Consider the following 19,340-nt stretch of genomic DNA (forward strand, 5'->3'; position numbering starts at 1 on the left):
TAGGGGGGCAACGAGTGAGTATTGTCGTCGACGGCCGGACCGACGCCGAGAAGCTGCGAGAATTGCTTCAACAGGCAGAACAGCAGTCTCTCGAATACAAAGAAGCGTTGGATCTGACCGATCACGAGACCAGGTTAAACCTGGTCAAAGATGCAGTCGCGATGGGTAACACGGGTGGCGGCTACATCCTTGTCGGCGTCGACGACGTCGGCGACCCGTGCGCGCCGTCAGGATCACTCGATCGGCCTCGGTTCGATCCAGCAAAACTTAACGACATCTTCCGTAGGTACACCCGGCCTGTCCCCGCGCTCGTCAGCCAACCGCACTCCGTCGGCAGGAACGAGGTAATCGTGATCTTTGTGCCGCCGACTTCCGGTCCACCCCTGCCCATGATCACCGACGGTGAGTATGAAGACGCCAAGAAGCGCAAGCAATACAAGTTCCGAAAGGGGGACGTTCCCGTACGCGAAGGCGCACAGAACGTTTCGCTCGAATACAGCCATTGGCCAGCCCTGCTGGCCCGGCATGAGGGAGCGATCCAGGAAAGAACACGCCGCGACTTGGATGCGTTGATAAACCGACTCGCGGGCGGCCAACAAGCAGTGACCCCATCGCTCCTGCCCATCGATCCGGGGCTCGATGAAACCGGCTTCGCGGCTACGCTGGTGTCCCATTTCGAGCACTCCACGACCTACGGTGCGATCCGGACCTTCATACTTGCGGCTGGACAGCGCGCACTGCAATTCGGCGATGACGACACTACCGCGCTCGATCAGCTCACGATCATCGGCACGCACGCAGCGCTCTACCAGAACGACGAAGTCTACGGCTGGGTCGTCGACCAGCTACACAGGGTGTACCTCCAACTCACGCTCAATGACAGCCGCATAAAGCTCGCTATTGTCGACCGGGTGTACGTCCTGGGCAGCTGCCTGGTCCGACTCGAGAAATGGAGCGACCTCCGCAAACTGGTACTGCAACTACCCATTGAAGAGGTCTACCCATCCTGGATCCGCGAAGGTCAAGTCGCTGCTTCGCGCGACTTTTTGTACCCCGCCAACAAACCTGGACTGATGATCTCCGCGGCCCGCCAGCTCATGGTTCAGCACCCAGCGATGCGCCCCGACCTACCATTCATCCCAGCTGAACCCGAAGACCTCATCGGTCGCCGAGACGCCATGCTAAATACGCTGTGCCAGTTCGACATCTTGTACTGCGTCATCGTCGCCGCCGACTCTCTGAAGGAAGGCCGGGGGATGGCCGAAGGATATCCCGCGTCGGCAGCTTTCGATCAGAGCCGCGTCAACCCGGTACTCGAGAAAATTGTCACTGACCACGAAGTCCGCGAACAATTGTTCTCAGAAATTTCGGACACCGACCTGTCCGCTGCAATCGACCAGACAATGAAGAGCGCGCACCAGGAGGCGATGACGACCGGCGGCTACTGGTCCAAGCTTCCTCAGCGTGTCGTCGCTCTCATGGATGTTCACCCGCCCCAACAGTGAAGTTGACTCCGTTTTTTCGGCTCCACGGACGGGCCGAGAGCTAGACCAAGCTGGCCGTCCGGGGAGGTCCAAGTTGTATGACGCGCCGCCAATTCTACGAGTACCTGAGAGCGGTTGGACGACCGCCACTCAGCGATGGCTTGCAGCAAAACGCTCGCGACGAAGGCGGTCGATCTCGGGGAGGTCCGGCGGCAGCAGGGGAGACCCGGTCGCCCACGACAGAGGGTGGTCGGCGAACTGCGGGTTGCGGTCCAGCGCCGGCCCGTCAAGTTACGACTCCGTCACCGATTCGGTGACGGCGCCGTCGATGCGGTCGCCAGCACCGTTCCCGTCGCCGGTCGACACCCGTGACATTGGGACCAAGTGAATCCACGGATAAGTTTATTCGGCGGCTGGCGAGAAGTTCTGTCTTTCGACCCACCAGCTGCCTGCGGCAGGATTTATGCAAGTAGGAACGGCGGACTTTCCGTCAGCTGTACCGAGAGTTTGATACCTCAATCTGGCCAAGGATAGGAATTCCATGACTCCAGAAGTATGGCGTTGTCTGCCAACGGGTTCTTTCCGATTGCCCCAATGTCAACGGCACCCCCGTCCCGTTTGGTCTGAATCTCTTTAAGTAAGAGATCCTCAACGCTAAGTCCGTGAGTCACCAGTGCCTCGATGTCCCTCGCACTTGCGACTGCGAGCGGCACATCTGGAAGGGACCCTCCGGGGATGCGGGTATTCCCATACTCGAGTAGATGGGCCGATGCCGTATAAAAAGGCTCCGCCGTCACGATCAACGCCAACGTCTGTCTATCGCTCGGGATATGGGCAAAAGCCTGGTGGCGTTCAGATATCTTCTGCATCGTTCGAGCGAGCTGCTTTCGCGGCCGATCCAGTGACGAGCGCAACGCAGAAAATAAGTCTGCTTGGCCAGCACGCGCGCTCGCGCCAAGACGGTAGGACTTTACCTCAACAAGTACTACCAACTTTGGGAAGATAACGAAAAAGTCAATACTTTTGCTGCCGCCACCCTTTGCGAAAGTGATCTCTGGCTCGACCGCTGCGCCGTCAATCGAGCGAAGCTGGCGCCCAATGTAGTCCTCGAACAGAAGCCCAAGATCATTGGCAAAATCGCTGCCGTACTCTTTCACGCCGGCGTAATACAGACCCCCCGGGCTGACAGTCCGCAAGATTAGTCGGGTCGCGGGCGCGACGGGGATGCCATCTCCCATATCCACAAATGGCGTTGCTGCGAGAGGATTGTAGTCATATCGCGCAGCCATCGAGCTCCCCAGCGCTTGCCTGCGAAAAGCATCTCGAAATTTGGTGGGTGTCGTGGTTAGTCGCTTGGCAATAGTCTCAATATTTCCTCGTGGGTATATCTTCAGCACATCGTGGAAAATCTCTTGATTTAACCAATCAGGGTTGAAGATGCCGCCGTTCATCAGCGCACTAGTCTGCAAGAGAAAGGTCGCTCCCATCGTCTCTCGCAACGAGACGCCACCTAGAATTTCCGCAAGGGAGGCTTCAGTGATGACCGAAGTCCGTACCGTTCGAAGACCATCGACAAGCCAGGCGTTCGATCGTGACAGCTCCTCAAAAGCGGACTCTTGGTACGGAAATTGTTCGTACGCAACCGTGGTCAACGTTCGAGTCAAAAAGCCGACAGTGCCCAGCGAACTTCGGTCGATGTCTATAGCGATTTGAAACTTCGCCATCAGATCTAGAACAGATTCGTCGTCTGCCGATTTCGAGCGATGCTCATTCCCGTGAAGCAGAGACTCACGCGCGGCCGCGGCTAAACCCCAAGGGGGCAAGCGGTGGATAACGCTCCGGGGGTAGGGCGGTTCGCCCAGTGAGGCAGAGAGCTTTGCAATCTGGGGAATCAAGTCACTCGGCCGGAAGGCGCGGCAACTCTGAACAAATGCTCTATAAGGCAAGTGTGGATGGGGGGAGAAGGTCACTACGTCGTCCTCAGCGCTCGTGGAAGACGTCGCAGTGCTCGTGCACCCGCAAATGCGTTGTGAGGCCGCAACCTACGAGCAGCCCGACTTGCTGGCGCCGTCGACCGGCCTAGGGTCCACACGCGCCAGTCACTTTCCTTCTCCGTCCTGGGACCTGCCACCTCAGCGACGACCGGCCGCGATCCGTTCGCGACGGAGGCGGTCGATCTCGGGGAGATCTAGCGGCGGCAGCGGCGATCCGATCGCCTGTGACAGCAGGTGATCGGCGAGCTGCGGGTTGCGGGCGAGGGCCGGGCCGTGGAGGTAGGTCCCGATCACCGACCCCGTCACCGCGCCGTCGAAGCGATCGCCCGTGCGGTTGCCGTCACCGGCCTTCACCCGGGACAGCGGAACCGAGTCCGGCCCGAGAACCGTTCCGCCACGATGGTTCTCGAATCCGGTGAGGGTCTCGGTGAGCCCGTCGACGAGAGGTTCGGCGACGAGTTCGCCGATACTGCGCTTCTCCTGAGGAGAGGTGGTCAGATCCAGCATCGAGATGCCCTCGACGCGCTCGCCCGCCGACGTCTCGTACCAGTGGCCCAGCACCTGGATCGCCGCGCAGATCGCGAGTACCGGTGCCCCACGTTCGGCCGCGCGCTGGAGTCCGGGGTAGCGCAACAGGTGTCGGGTCGCGAGGCGCTGCGCGTAGTCCTCGGCGCCGCCGAGGGTGTACACGTCGAGCGACTCGGGGACGGGGTCGTCGAGGGTGATGTGGATGATCTCGGCGTCGATGCCGCGCATCAGAGCCCGCTGGCGCAACACCAGCGCGTTGCCGCCGTCGCCGTAGGTGCCCATCACGTCCCCGAGGACGAGGCCGACGCGTAGGGTGGAGGTCTGATCAGCCACGGCGAGCCCCCGCGGTGCGTTCGATCCGGTCGATCGCGACGCCGAGGTCGCGGAACGCCGTGTAGTTCGCGAGGACGTCGACCCGACCCGGTGGACACGACGCGATCGCGGCGATCGGGTCGTCGACGGTGGTGTGCTCGGCCCCGGCGTACAGCAACCGGACACCGAGATCTGCTGCGCGCTCACCGGATGCGACGACGGCGCTGTTCTCGAAGTGTTCGAACCGCACGTCCCACAGCCACGACAGGTCCTCGCCATCCGGCACCTGACCGTTGACGGCGATGACCAGTCCGGCGGCCTCGGGGTCGATCATCGAGAGCGCCTCCTGCCACCCGGCGGGATTCTTGGCCAACAACATCCGGACGGAGTGTTCGCCGACCTGTCGGATCCCGTAGCGGCCCGCGACCTCACCGACTGTCCCGACAGCCTCGACGGCGGCGCGGGCGTCGGCACCCATCGCGACGGCGGCGGCGACGGCCTGGGTCGCGTTGCCGCGGTTGGCCTTCCCGGGCAGCACCAACGACATCGGTGCGGTGAACCCGTCGGGTCCATGAATGGACTCGTCGTCGAACCACCACGTCGGTGTGGGCCGACGGAAGTCGGTCCCGGTGGACCACCAGTCGACGCCGTCGCGCAGGATCGGCTCGCCGGAGCGCGGGCAGCTCACCGAGTCGCCCGCCCATCCGCCCCCGGCGGCCACCCACACGACGTTTTGCGCGTCGTAGGCAGCCGACGCGACGAGGACGTCGTCGCAGTTGGCGACGACGACCATGTCGGGATGACGGGCGATGCCCTCCCGGAGCCGCTTCTCGATGATGGTGATCTCGCCGACGCGGTCGAGCTGGTCCCGCGAGAGGTTCAGCAGCACCAACACTTCCGGCTCCAGTGCGTCGCTGACATGGGGCACGTGCAGTTCGTCGACCTCGATCGCCGCGTAGGGTGCGGCGCGGCCCAGCGTGAGTGTCGCGATGATCCCGGCGTCCATGTTGGCGCCGTCGGCCTGGCTGATGGTCTCGCCCAGGGTCGCGAGCGCGGCGGCGGTCATCTTCGTCGTCGTCGACTTGCCGTTCGTCCCGGTGACGACGGCGGTCCGCTTGCCCGCGGCCAGTCGCCGCATGATCGACGGATCGATCTTCGCGGCGATCAGCCCACCGATCATCGACCCCTTGCCGCGACCGGTTCTCTGCGAGGTCCACCGTGCTCCGGCAGCGGCGGCGAGGGCTGTGCGGGTGCGGAGGGGGAGACGTGCCCGGGATCGAGCGTGGGCGTCGGACATGGCGACGAGTCTGTCACAACGCGGGCCTTCGCCCGCGGTCCCATGAGGCCCGCCACACACCCGACGATCACGATCGCGGCCCCGATGAGCTGCAGCGCCGACGGGGTCTCACGGAGGACGATCCACGACGCCGTGATCCCCACCACGGGGACCATCAGCGACATCGGCGCGACCGTGCTCGCGGGGTACCGACCCATGAGGAACGTCCACAGCCCCGAGCCGGCGGCGGTGCCGAGCACCACCACGTAGGCGAGCCCGGCGAGGGCGATCAGGCCACTGTGGTCGCCGACCGTCGCCAGAGCGTGGAATCCCGCGCCGGGACCCTCGATGCCCAGGCTGAGGAGGTACATCGGGACGGGCGGGATGACGCACATCCACAGCGTGAGGTGCAGGGGGTTCGGCGCTTTCGCCAGCCGGCTGCCGAGGTTGCCGAACGCCCAGCCGAGGCCCGCGACGAGGGTCAGCAGCATGGGGAGCAGGCCGGCTCCGGCACCGTGTCCGATGCGGTCGACGGCGATCAGCGCCATCCCGCCGATGGCGACGGCGATGCCGGCGACCTGGCGCAGCGTCATCCGCTCACCGAGGAGGAGCACACCCAGGACGACGGTGAACGGTGCCGACGACTGCAGCACGAGCGACGCCAGCCCGGTCGGCATGCCCGTCGCCATCGCGAGGAAGAGGAACGCGAACTGCACGATGCCGAAACCGGTGCCGTACAGCAGCAGCCAGCGCACCGGCACCTGCGGTCGTCGGACGAACAGGATGACGGGGACCGCCATCACGGCGAAGCGCAGCGCGGCGAAGAAGAAGGGAGGGAAGTGGTCGAGGCCGGCGTGGATGGCGAGGAAGTTCAACCCCCACAGCACGACGACGGTCAGCCCGATCATGCGATCCCGTGTGCTCATGGTGCTCATCGTCGAGGCGGGCAGTCGTTCAGCACAATCGAATAGATGTAGACAGACAATGTAGTTTTCCTACATGGACGTACACCGCCTGCGGCTGCTCAGGGAGTTCGCCGACCGCGGCAGCGTCGGGGCCGTCGCGGATGCGATGCGGCTCACGCCGTCGGCGGTCTCGCAGCAGTTGAAGGTGCTCGCCCGCGAGGCGGGGATCGATCTGCTGGAGCAGGACGGACGTGGGCTTCGGCTCACCGACGCCGGACGCGCGTTGGTACTCCGTGCCGACGATGTCCTCGCCGCGGTGGATCGTGCCGCCGAGGAGATGGCCGCCCGCGCCCGCACCACCCTCGGGACCGTCCGGCTCGCGATGTTCCCGTCGGCCGCCGCGTTGCTGCTGCCCGGACTGCTCACGCGGATGGGGGCGTCGGGCGTCGAGGTGGTGGCCACCGACGTCGACGTGCCGTACGCGTCGGCACCGGACACGCTTGCCGACCACGACCTCGTCCTCACCCACCGCGACGAACGGGCGCCGTCCGTGCGGTCGCCGCGCATCCGGTCGTCGGTCGTGATGCGTGAGCCGGTGGACCTCGTCGTGCCGCCGGGCCATCGCCTCTCGGCGCAGGACTCGGTGACGCTCGACGATCTCGCCGATGAGGACTGGATCAGTGTGCGCGGCGGGTTCCCCGTCGACGACGTGCTGTTGTCGCTGGCGACGATCACCGGCGTCCAACCGCGCGTCGTCCACCGCATCAACGACTTCGCCGTCATCGAGGCGATGGTCGCCGACGGACACGGCGTCGCGCTGATACCGCGGCATGCAGTGCGCAACAACAGGATTCACCAGTTGGAGATCTCTGGCGTACGGGCCGCACGGATCTACGAGGTCCTCTGTCGTCCAGGTGCGCTCGACAAGCCGGTCAACGTCGCGGTGGCGACTGCACTGCGGGACCTGTGTGTCCACGTGTCCCAGGGAATGTGAGCGTCGACGACAAAGAGTCGAACGTATCCTTGGTCGGTTCAGCGGTGTCCTTCGATCGGAGGATGTGGGACTCTTGCGGTGTATGCCGATTTCGAAGGTGTATGCCAAATTTGAGTAGGAGACTTGTCATGGTGAACAAAGCGCTCATGGTCCGTCTGGAAGCCAAACCGGGTCAGGAGGAGGCCGTCGCGGAGTTCCTGCGATCGGCATTGCCCCTCGTCGAACAAGAGCCCGGCACGAGGCCCTGGCTGGCGGTCCAGTTCGGGCCGTCCACGTTCGGCATCGTCGACGCCTTCCCCGACGACGAGGCCCGGGACACACATCTGAACGGACCGGTCGGCACCGCGCTCGGAGAACGCGCTGACGAACTCTTCGCCGTGGCGCCCGAGATCACGTATCTCGACGTGCTCGCCGACAAAGTCTGATCAATCGGCCGATGACCCCGTCGGTGTGTCCGCGGGGTCATCGTGCGTCGACGGAGACGAACTCGTAGTCGCTCAGCGGGAACGTCGACGCGGCCCGGAACGACGCGGTTGTCGACGTCGGACGGAGCAGTGCGGCCTCGCCGTGCTGGTTGAAGTAGTAGCTGCGGGCGGTGGAGCACTGACCGCGGTAGAAGACGGAGTCACCGAGGCGCTCGGTCACGTCGGCGAGGAAGGCGTCGTTGGCCGCGTCGGTCACCTCGAACGAGACCGCGTCGCGCCGCTGCAGTTCACCGAGCAGCCGACGGATGTGGCCCATCTGCGACTCGATCGTCGTGAAGTACGACAACCCGCTGTAGGAGTAGGGGCTGTTCAGGCTCAACAGGTTCGGGAAGCGCGGCACGGTGATGCCCTCGTACGCCTGGAATCGGTTGTCGCGCCAGAACTGCCCGAGGTCGCGACCCTCCCGCCCGACGATCCGCAGCGCCGGGAAGTTGACGTCCCAGAGGTTGAACCCGGTGGCCAGCACGAGGGTGTCGATCGGGGTGTGGCGCCCGTCGGCGGTGACGATGCCGTCGGGATCGAACCGCGCGATCGGCGACGTCTCGAGGTGGGTGTTCGCTCGGTTGAACGCGCGGAAGTACCTGTTCGAGAACGTCGGTCGCTTGCAGCCGAAGTCGTAGTCGGGGGTCAGCGCCCGACGCGTCGACCGATCGCGCACCGAGAGTCGCAGGTGCGCTCGGGCCAGCAGTGCGGCCGACTTGTTCATCGGCTTCGCCTGCCGGAAGTGCAGCACACCGACGATCATGAGCGCCTCGAGGAGCGCGTCGTTGACCTTCCGGGCGGCCCTCTGCGTGGTGGGGACTCGGGCGAAGAGCCGACGCACCAGGGGCGGGATCGGGAAGTCGACCTTCGGGACCACCCAGATCGGTGTCCGTTGGAACACCGTGAGAGACCGGGCACGTCGGGCGATCTCGGGGATCAGCTGGACCGCGGTGGCGCCGGTCCCGATGACCGCGACGCGCTCACCGGCGACGTCGTGGTCGTCGTCCCAGCGAGTGGTGTGCAGGACGGTGCCGCTGAAGGTGTCGATACCGGGGAAGTCGGGTGTGTGCGGCTGGGAGAGGAACCCGGTGGCCGTCACCAGGAACCGTCCGGTCACCTCTTCGCCGGACGCCGTCGTCACGCGCCAGTACTCGCCGTCGGCGTCCCATTCGGCTCGATCGACCAGGACCCCGAACCGCATGCACCGGCGCAGATCGTAGGAGTCGGCGATGTGCTCGGCGTAGCGCTTCAACTCGGCGCCGGGAGCGAACAATCGCGTCCAGTTCGGATTAGGCGCGAACGAGTACGAGTAGGTCACCGAGGCGATGTCGACGGCCAGGCCCGGGTAGTGGTTGACGTGCCACGTGCCGCCGAGGTCGTCCTCGCGTTCGAGGATGGTCAGGTTGCGGTAGCCGAGGTCGCCGAGCGCGATGGCCGCTCCCATCCCGCCGAACCCCGCGCCGACGATCACCGCGTCGAACTCTGGCGTCATCGTCGACACCCCCGCCTTCTGTCTATAACTCGCCGTAACAGGTATCGGAGAGTGTGCGACATGCGACGGGACCCGTCAAGGGTGCGTGCCTCCGTCGGGTCCCTCGGTGGATCGATCTCGACAGACCGGCCCGGGGTGGCCCGTCCAGCACCTACTCTCTCGGTTATCGGTGCTTAACCGGCGCCGATGTGCGACGAGAGGTGTCCGGCGATGCAGAGCAGTGACCACCCGGCGACGAGTCACGACGTCGGACCCACCGAGCCGCCGCTGATCGAGAACACCATCGGCGCGGTGCTGGACCGTACCTCCGACGCACACGCGGACCGGGATGCCCTGGTCGAGGTGATGACCGGACGACGGTGGACCTGGTCGGAGCTGCGCACCGCCGTCGACGAGGTCGCGGCCGCTCTGCTCGCCGAGGGCGTGCAGAAGGGTGACCGCGTCGCGATCTGGGCGCCCAACTGTGCGGAGTGGGTACTGGTGCAGTTCGCGACGGCGACGGTCGGCGCGATCCTGGTGACGGTCAACCCGGCGTATCGCCTGCACGAGCTGAAGTACGTCCTGCAGCAGTCGACGGTGCGGATGGTCGTCGCGACGCCCACATCGGGTGGCTCGGACTACGCGGCGATGCTCGCCGCGGTGACACCGGAGGTCCCCAGCGTGCAGCGCGTCGTGCTGATCGGCACCGACGGCTGGTCGGAGTTCGTCGCGGCCGGACGCGACATCGACGCCGACGCCATCACCGAGGCCCGCGACGCGACCTCCCCCGACGACCCGATCAACATCCAGTACACCTCCGGCACAACGGGATCGCCCAAGGGAGCGACCCTCAGCCATCGCAACATCCTCAACAACGGCCACTTCGTCGGCGAGCTGTGTGGATACACCGAGGTCGACCGCGTGTGCATCCCGGTCCCCTTCTACCACTGCTTCGGCATGGTGATGGGCAACCTCGCGTGCCTCACCCACGGCTCGACGATGGTGATACCCGGGCCGTCGTTCGACCCCGCTGCCACCCTCGCCGCCGTCGAGGCCGAACGGTGCACCTCGCTGTACGGCGTCCCGACGATGTTCATCGCCGAACTCGGCCACCCCGCCTTCTCCGAGGTCGACCTCTCGTCGTTGCGGACCGGGATCATGGCCGGCTCGCCGTGTCCCATGGAGATCATGAAGCAGGTGATCGACCGGATGGGCATGACGGAGGTGTCGATCGCCTACGGCATGACCGAGACGTCACCGGTCTCCCTGCAGACGCGGGTCGACGACCCCGTCGAGAAGCGGGTGTCGACGGTGGGTCGGGTCGGACCGCACCTCGAGGTCGCGATCGTCGACCCCGCGACCGGCGAGCGTGTGCCGCGCGGTGAACCCGGTGAACTGTGCACCCGCGGGTACTCGGTGATGCTGGGTTACTGGGACAACCCCGAGATGACCGCGCAGGCAATCGATCCCGACGGGTGGATGCACACCGGCGACATCGGCGTGATGGACGCCGACGGCTACGTCGCGGTCACCGGCCGCATCAAGGACATGGTCATCCGCGGCGGCGAGAACATCTACCCCCGCGAGATCGAGGAGTTCCTCTACGGGCACCCCGACATCCTCGACGCACAGGTCGTCGGGATCCCCGACGACAGATACGGCGAGGAACTCGTCGCGTGCCTGCGACTGCGGCCTGGCGCCGACGACATCACCGCGGAGTCGCTGCGGGAGTTCTGCCGAGACGGGTTGGCCCGCTACAAGATCCCGCGGTACGTCCAGATCCTCGACGAGTTCCCGATGACGGTCACCGGCAAGGTGCGTAAGGTGGAGCTGCGGGAACGGGCGAGCAAGGAGGTCGGGACCACCCGGCCGTCACCGGCCGGGTGACCGACCGTCTCAGGGCGCCCAGGTCCGCGGGGCCTGCTCGCCGCTCTCGGGTGCACTCGGCTTGTTCGCGCGGTTGATCGCCGAGACGACGGCACGCAGGGTCGCCGTCGTGATGGAGGTGGCGATGCCGACACCCCACACCGTCTCGCCGTCGATCTCGGTCTCCACGTAACTGGCTGCCTGCGCGTCGAACCCGGCAGTCATGGCGTGCTCGCTGTAGTCGAGAACCCGGACGTCGTAGCCGACGGTGCCCAGGGCGTCGACGAACGCCGCCAGCGGGCCGTTGCCGGTGCCGGTGATCTCCTTCTCGACGCCGTCGACCTTCACGATCGCGTGGATCGAGTCGTCGCCGCCGTCGACCTCCGAGGCGTCGACGCGCTGACTGATGCGCTCGAGCGGTCGGACGGGGTGCAGATACTCCTCGGCGAAGACGTCCCACATCTCCTTCGGGTTGACCTCGCCGCCCTCGCCGTCGGTGATCTTCTGGATCTCGCGGCTGAACTCGATCTGCAGCCGGCGCGGCAGCGACAGGCCGTGGTCGGCCTTCATGATGTACGCGACGCCGCCCTTGCCGGACTGGCTGTTGACGCGGATCACGGCCTCGTAGTTGCGGCCCACGTCCTTCGGGTCGATCGGCAGATATGGGACCGCCCAGATGAGGTCGTCGACATCGGAGTCCGAGTCGTCGGCGTCGACCTTCATCTGGTCGAGGCCCTTGTTGATGGCGTCCTGGTGGCTGCCGGAGAACGCGGTGTACACCAGGTCGCCGCCGTAGGGGTGACGCTCGGGGACGTTCAGCTGGTTGCAGTACTCGACCGTGCGACGGATCTCGTCGATGTCGGAGAAGCTGATCTGCGGGTCGACGCCGCGGCTGAACAGGTTCATGCCCAGGGTCACCAGACACACGTTGCCCGTGCGTTCGCCGTTGCCGAACAGGCAGCCCTCGATGCGATCTGCACCCGCCTGATAGCCGAGTTCCGCTGCGGCGACAGCGGTCCCGCGGTCGTTGTGCGGGTGCAGGCTGAGAATGATCGAGTCACGCCGCGCCAGGTTGCGGTGCATCCACTCGATCGAGTCGGCGTAGACGTTCGGCGTCGCCATCTCGACGGTGGCCGGCAGGTTGATGATCATCGGCTCGTCCGGTGTGGGAGCGATGATCTCGCTCACCGCGTCGCACACCTCCTTGGCGTACGACAGTTCGGTGCCGGTGTAGGACTCCGGCGAGTACTGGTAGCGCCAATGGGTCTCCGGGTACTTCTTCTCCTCCGCCTTCACCAGATGGGCTGCGTCGGTGGCGATCGTCGTGATCGCGGCCTTGTCGGCGCGGAACACCACGCGGCGCTGCAGCACCGACGTCGAGTTGTAGAAGTGGACGATGACGTTGCGGGCCCCGCGGCACGCCTCGAACGTCCGCTCGATCAGCTCGCTGCGGCACTGGGTGAGCACCTGGATGGTGACGTCGTCGGGGATCGCGTTCTCGGTGATGATCTCGCGGACGAAGTCGAAGTCGGTCTGGCTGGCCGAGGGGAAACCGACCTCGATCTCCTTGTAGCCCATGCGGACCAGCAGGTCGAACATGCGGCGCTTACGCGCCGGGCTCATCGGGTCGATCAGGGCCTGGTTGCCGTCGCGCAGGTCGACGGCACACCACGCGGGCGCCCGGTCGATGACCGTGTCCGGCCAGGTGCGGTCGGACAGCGTGATGGCCTCGACCTCGTCGGCGAACGGCCGGTAACGGTGGGACGGCATGGCCGATCCGCGCTGCGTGTTCCAGGCGGGCTGTCCGTCGGGGATGGGGCCGGCGGGTTCGACGATGCGACTGGCGGCCGACGTGAAAGTGTCTGCTGCGGGCATGAGTGGGATCTCCGAGTTCGTGTGAGGTGGTCTTCGTGGAAGAGGAGACCGGCACACGCAGGGATCCCGCGGCGAGGAGCCGGTCCGATCAGACCCCGCCGCGGCAGCCGAGGAGAAGAAAGCGCCGCACGATCGGAGACCCTACCCCCGCGCAACGGACGGGGACAACATCGCGTCGTCGGCCATCGACTGCAGGTCGACGTCCAGCGCGCGGGTCTGTGCGGTGTCACCGAGGGGCGTCCTGCCGTGTCGCCAACAGAGGCTGAGCATCTCGTGCGCGGTGGCGCGCAGTCGGATGTGCCGCGGCCAGTCGTGGCGGGCGAAGTCGGGCTCGTCGACGGCGGCCGCCCCGGCGGCGAGTTCGGCCTCCATCAGGGCCCACTGCACGTCGCGGCGTCGGGTCATCGCCGGCTCCGATCCGGGTGCGGTGTGGACGACGTCGGCGAGGAGTCGTCGCGTCGCGGTGATCGTCGCGGCGCGGGTGAACCGCGTGGTCCGACGATGGGCACGGGGCGCGACGATCCACAGGGCGGCGACGCCGACGACCACACCGATGACCGTCTCGCAGATGCGGTCCAGCGCCGGTTCCGCGATGGCCGGCCCCGACGCCGACATCGACAGCGCGAGCGGGGTGATGGCGAGGACGGCGAGGCCGTAGTTGCTGACCACCGTCAGTTCGATGACGAAGGTGAGGAGCGTGAGCAGCGCCACGAGAGCCGGGATCGACAGGTCGAGGTGGTGGATCAGTGCGAAGAGGCCCACCCCGGCGACGGTCCCGATCAGTCGGTGCATGCCGCGCAGACCGCCCCGCACGCGGTCGGGGCCGAGTTGCAGCACCAGGACGACCGCGACGATCGCCCAGTCGGGCCGGTCGAGACCGCTCACCACCGACAGCACACCGGCGAGCGTCGCCGCCACCGTCACGCGCAGGGTCGCCACCGCGGCGGGGCTGTCGAGGTGTGCCGCCGCCCGCAGGCGCTGTCGCACCGACGGTCGGGGCAGCGGGGCCATCGACGTCGGATCCGGTTCGTCGGGATGGTCACCGGTGTGGACCCGGTGGTGCGCCTCCCACAGTCGACGGGCGAGCGGCCCGTCGACCTGCGCCGCGTCGTGCAGGACACTCCACGCGTGCAGGAGCGCACCCGCCGCGCCCTGACGCAGATGTGACGATCGGGACGCGCCGGCATCGAGATACGCCTCGACGGCCGCGGTGGCGGAGGCGACCGCGGCGATCTCCGGCGTACGCCGTCGGACGAGCGCGGGGGCCATCCCGGCGACCAGCGCCCCGAGCACGCCGGCAGCCGTGCACCCGACCACGACTCCCGGGTGGACGCCGTGGCGGACGACGCTGAGGGCGACACCCCCGGTCAGGACGACGAAGAAGGGCCCCGGCGGTCCGATCCGCAGCGCGTTGCCGACGTAGACGCCGATCGCCGCGATCGCGACGGCGGCGACGACCAGACCGAGGGAGGCGGCCGTCGACGGTGCTGCGCCCGCCACCTCCGACAGCACACCCATCACGGCCGCCGAGGCGACCAGCGCCAGCCCCGCGGTGAGGATCACCCGCCAGCGGATCCGGAACGGACGGTTCTCGCCGTAGAGCACAGCGAACCCGCCGAGGGCGGCGAGCAGCGCCGATCGACCGAGACCGGCGGCGAGCAGCGCCGACGCCGGCAGCAGGAATGCGGCGGCTGCGCGGGTCCCCGCGGGCCATCGCGTCCCGATGCCGTCGACGGAGACGAGGGTGCGCAGGATCGACGGACGCCCGGGCGGGGCGTCGTGGTGGTCGGGTGCGGCAGGTGTGGTCACAGGGTGGTCAGCCGCGGAACGGCAGCCCCCACTGTCCGGCGAAGGCGATGTCGTCCAGGGGCAGTCGGGTGCGTTCCCGCGCGTCCTTCTCCGCGATCGCCGGCTCCACCGTGGACGGGTCCGCCATGGCGCCGATCGCGAGCAGCACCAGCGGTCGCTCCGCGGCCGGCACCGAGAACTGCTCGATGACCGTCGGGACGTCGAAGCCCGCCATCGGGTGCGCGACATGCCCGGACGCGACGGCCTGCAGGATCATCTGGCCCACGGCCAACCCGAGGTCGACGGCGCCGTACGTCGTCGCGTTCTCGTCCTCGACGTCGTTGCGGGTGGTCACCAGGATCAGCGCCGCTGCCGCTCGAGCCCACGCGTTCCCGCGGGTGAGCGTCTCGGCGAGCCCGTCGAAGGTCTCGTCGCCGCGGACGCCGACGACGAACCGGACCGGTTGCGTCGCGCCCCACGTGGGCGCCCAGCGTCCGGCCTCCAGGATCTGCCGCAGGTCGTCGCTCCCGATCGTCGTCGCCGCGTCGAGTCCCCGTGCGCTGCGGCGCTTCTCGAACAGTTCGTGCATGTGCCCTCCCGTCGTCACGGCGCCGTCGGGCGGTGCCCGGCGACCAGGTGCTCAGCGGACGCGCGGGTCGCGTCGACGCAGCACCACCGCGATCACCGCGGCCAGGACCACGAGTAGCACCGCCGACGCGCCCACGGCAATGTGAAGTCCGTCAACGAACGCCGACTGCGCATCGGCGAGCAGCGTGCCGTCACCGACGGCGCGGGCACGGTCCAGCGTCTGGCCGAGGGTGTCCGAGAAGCCGCGGCCCTCGCCGTCCGCGCGGAACACCGCGGTGGCCAGCGAGCCGAGCAGGGCGAGCCCCAACGCGCTCCCGAGCTCGAAACTCGTCTCGGAGATGCCCGACGCGGCGCCGGCGCGTTCGGGCGGCGCGGATCCGACGGCGACCTCGGACACCAGGCTGAACACGATGCCGTAGCCGACACCCGCGATCGTGGTGCAGACCAGGTAGATCCACAGCGGGCTGTCGGTGCCGACGAGCAGCAGGCCCGCGTTGCCGACGGCGGCCGCGAGCAGGGCGATCACCAGCGCCGCCCGGGTGCCCAGGAGTGCGTCGACGCGGGAGGCGCCGAGCGAGAACACGGCGACGGCCACCGCCATCGGCAGGCCCGCGAGCGCCGCTGCGAGCACGTCGCGACCCAGCACCGACTGGAGGTAGATGCCGGTCAGGTAGGACAGGGCGCCGAGGGTCATCATGCAGATGAGCGCCGAGGCGACCGCCGACGAGAAGCGCGGCAACCGGAACAGCGCGATCTGCAGCAGCGGATACCGGGCGGTGCGCTGGTGACGCAGGAACGCGACGAGGGCGGCCACACCGACGGCACCGACCACCACGCCCGTGCCGTCGAACCCGTCGGCGGCGATGTGCTTGACGGCGTAGACGATCGGCAGGATCCCCGCCATCGACAGCACGACGCCGACAATGTCGAACGGTTCGGTTGTCCTCGAACGGAATTCGGGGACGAGGCGCGGCGCGAGCACGAGCAGGCCGAGCAGCACCGGGACGTTGAGCAGGAAGATCGAGCCCCACCAGAAGTGGTGCAGCATGACGCCGCCGATGACCGGGCCGACTGCCGAACCGCCGGCGAAGCACGCGGTCCAGATCCCGATGGCCATCGACCGGCGACGCGCGTCGGGGAACATGCTGGAGATCAGCGACAGGCTCGACGGCAGGAGTGTCGCACCGCCGATGCCCATCACCGCGCGCGCCGCGATGAGCACCGCGGCGCTCGGTGCGAACGCCGCGACCGCGGAGGCCGCACCGAAGAGCGTGGCGCCGCTGAGCAGGACGCGACGACGACCGAAGCGGTCCCCCAGGTTGCCCATCGTGATGAGCAGGCCGGCGATGAGGAAGCCGTAGATGTCGACGATCCACAGCTGCTGCGCCGCGGTCGGCGCGAGCTGGTCGGTGATCGTCGGGATGGCGAGGTACAGGACGGAGAAGTCCATCGCCACCAGGAGCACCGGCATGCACATGATCGCGAGACCGAGCCAGGTGCGGGCAGTGGGTGCGGGGATCGCGTCGCGACGGACGGCGTCGTCCGTGGTGTGGTGGACAGTGCTCATCGTGGTCGACCCCCTTCGTCTGATCGGTGGAGCAGCTCGACGCGTACGGCGTACGCGGAACGTTGCTCAGGCGAAGATACCGACTGGGTACGGTGTACGCAAACCGCGTCTCCCGCGACGCGCGACCTGGACAGGAGGACCGTGACCGACAGCGATGCCGGAGGGCGACTGACCCGGGAGGCGATCGTCTCCGCGGCGATCGACGTCGCCGACGCCGAGGGGTTCTCCGCGCTGTCGATGCGCAAGATCGCCGACCGTCTCGGCGTCGGCGCGATGTCGTTGTATCGGCATGTCGCGGACAAGGACGCACTGCTCATGGCCATGACCGAGGAGATCGGCGCCCGCTTCCCGTACCCGTACGGCGAGCACGCCTCCGACGATCCGTCGGACGATCGCGCGGCGGTGGGCGGCCGCAGCTGGCGGGAGTGCGTCCAGGTCGCGACCGACATCGACTGGAACCTCTACACCCGCCACCCCTGGGTGGTGCTCGCGTACTCGTCGCCCCGGCACAGCATGGGTGCGGCGAGCCTCAACTGTCTCGACTGGATGATGGCCGGCTTCGCGCAGCTCGGCGTCGACCGCGTCGCCGCCGCTGAGATGACCCTCACCCTCTGGAGCTACATCCAGGGCGTCGCGCTCACCGCCGTCAGCGCCGACCTCCTGCGCACCAGCGGGCCCGGACAGGATCCCGCTCGCGGCGGCCTCGACGAGGTGCTCGACGGAGCCCCGTCGCACGAACCACCTCCCCGCATCGCCGAACTCGTCGGAGCCGGCCGCGACGTCGGCCTCACCGACATGCGTCGCCGCCTCGACCGGGGGGTCGAGATGCTCTGCATCGGCTTCGAGGCCGCTGCGAGGGCCTGATTCGCCCGCGGTTTCCCTGTTTCGCCACCGCGGTGTCGATTCGCCCGGGCGATCGCGGTGGCGAACCCGGGCCCCGGTGGCGAAGTCGGCACACCACGGGCGAAAACCCACAACCAGCCAGGACAGGGGAGGTGGGGCGCGCGTTCGCATGCCCCTGGTGCGTTCGCACGTCCTCACGTCGTTCGCATGGTTCCGGTGGGATGCGAACGTCGCGGAAGCGTGCGAACGGCAGGCCGGCATGCGAACTGGCCACCCACTCCCTGTCCCCAGCTGGTTTTGGGGGGTTCGCCCACGCAACCCCGTTTCGCCCGCACGATCTCGCGGGCGAAACCGGCCCACGGTGGCGAAACCAGAAAACCCCGGGCAAGACTCGGTTTCAGCTCGCGTCGGCGACACCGCAGCCGAAGCGGCGGCGGTAGGCGGTGGGGGACAGGCCGACGGACGACGTGAAGTGGTGGCGCAGGAGGGTGGCCGAGCCGAAACCGACCTGGGCGGCGACCTGTTCGATGCCGATCTCGGTCGACTCCAGCAGCGTGCGGGCGTGGGCGACACGCTGCTCGGTGAGCCATTTGTGGGGCGTGGTCCCCACCTCGTCGACGAACCGGCGGGCGAAGGTCCGCGACGACATGTGGGCCCGACGGGCCAGGTCGTCGACGGCGATGTCGGCGTCGAGGTTCTCGACCATCCAGGCGAGGATCGCGCCGAACCCGTCGTCGGAGCACCTCGGCACCGGCGCGGCGACGAACTGCCGCTGACCGCCGTCGCGGTGCGGGGGCACCACCATGCGACGGGCGATCGCGTTCGCGACGGCCGGCCCGTGCTCCTCACGCACCACGTACAGGCATGCGTCGATCCCCGCTGCGGTGCCGGCGCTGGTGATGACCGGGAACTCGTCGACGAACAGCACGTCGGTGTCGACCTCGACCGCGGGGAACCGCTCGGCGAGCACGTCGCCGTACCGCCAGTGCGTGGTGCACCGCTTGCCGTCCAGCAGGCCGGTCGCGGCGAGGGTGAACGCTCCGGAACACACCGACAGCAGGCGCGACCCGCGACGGGCCGCCTCGCGCAGGGTGTCGAGGACCTCGACCGGCGGTTCGATGTCGGTCCGGCCGCCGGGGATCGCGACGAGGTCGGCCTCGAGTGCGGCGGACAGCGGATGCGGCGCGATCACCGATGCCCCGTTCCCGCTGCTCAGCGGCACACCCGGAGTCGGCGAGCAGATGAGCAGCTCGAACGCGGGGACGCCGTCGTCGGTGCGGTCGAGTCCGAACACCTCGTGGATCACGCCGTACTCGAAGAGCGCGACGGGTTCCTGGACGATGACGGCGACGGTCTTCAGCACCCCGCCATCATGGCAGAAG

14 protein-coding genes and 1 pseudogene are annotated in these 19,340 nt (G+C 67.5%); 5 read left to right on the forward strand and 10 right to left on the reverse strand.

The window, feature by feature from the left end:
- The first annotated feature begins 14 nt into the window (after positions 1 to 14).
- The gene (locus ACXVUM_RS09550; protein ID WP_458521573.1) at positions 15 to 1,505 is read left to right on the forward strand and encodes an AlbA family DNA-binding domain-containing protein; all 1,491 of its coding nucleotides are present in this window, start codon (positions 15 to 17) and stop codon (positions 1,503 to 1,505) included.
- 494 nt (positions 1,506 to 1,999) lie between these two features.
- On the opposite strand, the gene ACXVUM_RS09555 is transcribed toward ACXVUM_RS09550, so the two are convergent.
- The 4 genes and pseudogenes from ACXVUM_RS09555 to ACXVUM_RS09570 form a co-directional block, all read right to left on the reverse strand.
- Positions 2,000 to 3,208 (reverse strand): nuclease-related domain-containing protein, encoded by a 1,209-nt coding sequence (locus tag ACXVUM_RS09555; protein WP_458521574.1) that lies wholly within the window; start codon positions 3,206 to 3,208, stop codon positions 2,000 to 2,002.
- A 408-nt stretch (positions 3,209 to 3,616) separates the two neighbouring features.
- Entirely contained in the window at positions 3,617 to 4,339 is a 723-nt protein-coding gene (locus ACXVUM_RS09560) for a type 1 glutamine amidotransferase (RefSeq protein ID WP_458521575.1), read from the reverse strand.
- Positions 4,332 to 5,594 (reverse strand): annotated as a pseudogene (locus ACXVUM_RS09565) (MurT ligase domain-containing protein); the annotation flags it as partial. The pseudogene ACXVUM_RS09565 and the gene ACXVUM_RS09560, both read right to left, overlap by 8 nt.
- Positions 5,495 to 6,520: an EamA family transporter gene (locus ACXVUM_RS09570; protein WP_458521576.1), complete on the reverse strand. Its 1,026-nt coding sequence runs from the start codon at positions 6,518 to 6,520 to the stop codon at positions 5,495 to 5,497. The pseudogene ACXVUM_RS09565 and the gene ACXVUM_RS09570, both read right to left, overlap by 100 nt.
- Before the next feature lie 73 nt (positions 6,521 to 6,593).
- Here ACXVUM_RS09570 and ACXVUM_RS09575 point away from each other — a divergent pair, with 73 nt between their 5' ends.
- Together ACXVUM_RS09575 and ACXVUM_RS09580 are read left to right on the forward strand one after the other, a co-directional pair.
- A complete protein-coding gene (locus ACXVUM_RS09575; protein ID WP_458521577.1) occupies positions 6,594 to 7,493 on the forward strand; it encodes a LysR substrate-binding domain-containing protein in 900 nt (299 codons plus the stop codon).
- Between the two features lie 128 nt (positions 7,494 to 7,621).
- A complete protein-coding gene (locus tag ACXVUM_RS09580; RefSeq protein WP_458521578.1) occupies positions 7,622 to 7,918 on the forward strand; it encodes a putative quinol monooxygenase in 297 nt (98 codons plus the stop codon).
- Between the two features lie 37 nt (positions 7,919 to 7,955).
- On the opposite strand, the gene ACXVUM_RS09585 is transcribed toward ACXVUM_RS09580, so the two are convergent.
- Positions 7,956 to 9,452, reverse strand: coding sequence for a flavin-containing monooxygenase (locus ACXVUM_RS09585; protein WP_458521579.1), 1,497 nt, complete (start codon positions 9,450 to 9,452; stop codon positions 7,956 to 7,958).
- A gap of 210 nt (positions 9,453 to 9,662) precedes the next feature.
- Here ACXVUM_RS09585 and ACXVUM_RS09590 point away from each other — a divergent pair, with 210 nt between their 5' ends.
- Positions 9,663 to 11,318, forward strand: coding sequence for an AMP-binding protein (locus ACXVUM_RS09590; RefSeq protein WP_458521580.1), 1,656 nt, complete (start codon positions 9,663 to 9,665; stop codon positions 11,316 to 11,318).
- A gap of 9 nt (positions 11,319 to 11,327) precedes the next feature.
- Here the strand turns inward: ACXVUM_RS09590 and leuA are convergent, their stop codons facing one another.
- From leuA to ACXVUM_RS09610, 4 genes are all read right to left on the reverse strand, one after another.
- Entirely contained in the window at positions 11,328 to 13,172 is a 1,845-nt protein-coding gene (gene leuA, locus ACXVUM_RS09595; RefSeq protein ID WP_458521581.1) for a 2-isopropylmalate synthase, read from the reverse strand.
- 141 nt (positions 13,173 to 13,313) lie between these two features.
- The gene (locus tag ACXVUM_RS09600) at positions 13,314 to 14,981 is read right to left on the reverse strand and encodes an FUSC family protein (RefSeq protein ID WP_458521582.1); all 1,668 of its coding nucleotides are present in this window, start codon (positions 14,979 to 14,981) and stop codon (positions 13,314 to 13,316) included.
- Positions 14,982 to 14,988: 7 nt separating this feature from the next.
- Positions 14,989 to 15,549, reverse strand: a complete 561-nt coding sequence (locus tag ACXVUM_RS09605; RefSeq protein ID WP_458521583.1) for a nitroreductase family protein — start codon at positions 15,547 to 15,549, stop codon at positions 14,989 to 14,991.
- Positions 15,550 to 15,600: 51 nt separating this feature from the next.
- The gene (locus tag ACXVUM_RS09610; protein WP_458521584.1) at positions 15,601 to 17,115 is read right to left on the reverse strand and encodes an MFS transporter; all 1,515 of its coding nucleotides are present in this window, start codon (positions 17,113 to 17,115) and stop codon (positions 15,601 to 15,603) included.
- A 141-nt stretch (positions 17,116 to 17,256) separates the two neighbouring features.
- Between ACXVUM_RS09610 and ACXVUM_RS09615 the strand changes: the two genes are divergently transcribed.
- Positions 17,257 to 17,979 (forward strand): TetR/AcrR family transcriptional regulator, encoded by a 723-nt coding sequence (locus ACXVUM_RS09615; RefSeq protein ID WP_458521585.1) that lies wholly within the window; start codon positions 17,257 to 17,259, stop codon positions 17,977 to 17,979.
- A gap of 376 nt (positions 17,980 to 18,355) precedes the next feature.
- On the opposite strand, the gene ACXVUM_RS09620 is transcribed toward ACXVUM_RS09615, so the two are convergent.
- The gene (locus ACXVUM_RS09620; RefSeq protein ID WP_458521586.1) at positions 18,356 to 19,321 is read right to left on the reverse strand and encodes a GlxA family transcriptional regulator; all 966 of its coding nucleotides are present in this window, start codon (positions 19,319 to 19,321) and stop codon (positions 18,356 to 18,358) included.
- Between the last annotated feature and the right edge of the window lie 19 nt (positions 19,322 to 19,340).

This window comes from Williamsia sp. SKLECPSW1 (assembly GCF_054332755.1).